This is a genomic window from Brevibacillus sp. LEMMJ03, assembly GCF_007197875.1.
GTDB lineage: Bacteria > Bacillota > Bacilli > Brevibacillales > Brevibacillaceae > Brevibacillus > Brevibacillus thermoruber.
Genome location: NZ_VKJN01000099.1, coordinates 1 through 410 on the forward strand (window position 1 = coordinate 1; position 410 = coordinate 410).

Consider the following 410-nt stretch of genomic DNA (forward strand, 5'->3'; position numbering starts at 1 on the left):
CTTTCTCAGACTTCTTATTTTTAGAGTCAAAATTCATATAATAAATCATTAAAGCAGAGATAAAAAAAGTAATTGCATCTACTAAAAATAAATAGTAAGGTGGCCAAGTTACCATTAATAGGCCACCTATTACTGGTGCAGCCAAACGAGCTCCCTGTTGCCAAGATGATAATAAAGAATTTGCGTTAAGTAACTCTTCACTATGAATAAATAGCGGTACTGAAGATTGTTTAGCCGGTTCGAATAATTGAGCTATGCTGCTGCTTAAAAATGTTATAGCGACTAAACACCACAAATTGACCAATTTTATACAGCTGAGTATAAATAATAGTGTGATTAATATTCCTCTTAACAAATCAGCTAAAATCATGACTTTACGCTTATCGAGCGTATCTACGATAGTTCCAGCT

The 410-nt window shown here is 33.4% G+C and carries 1 protein-coding gene; it reads right to left on the reverse strand.

Features of this window, described 5'->3' with window-relative positions; all coding sequences use genetic code 11:
- A partial coding sequence (locus FOI68_RS22990; RefSeq protein ID WP_143864436.1) for an MFS transporter occupies positions 1-410 on the reverse strand: 410 nt, incomplete at both ends.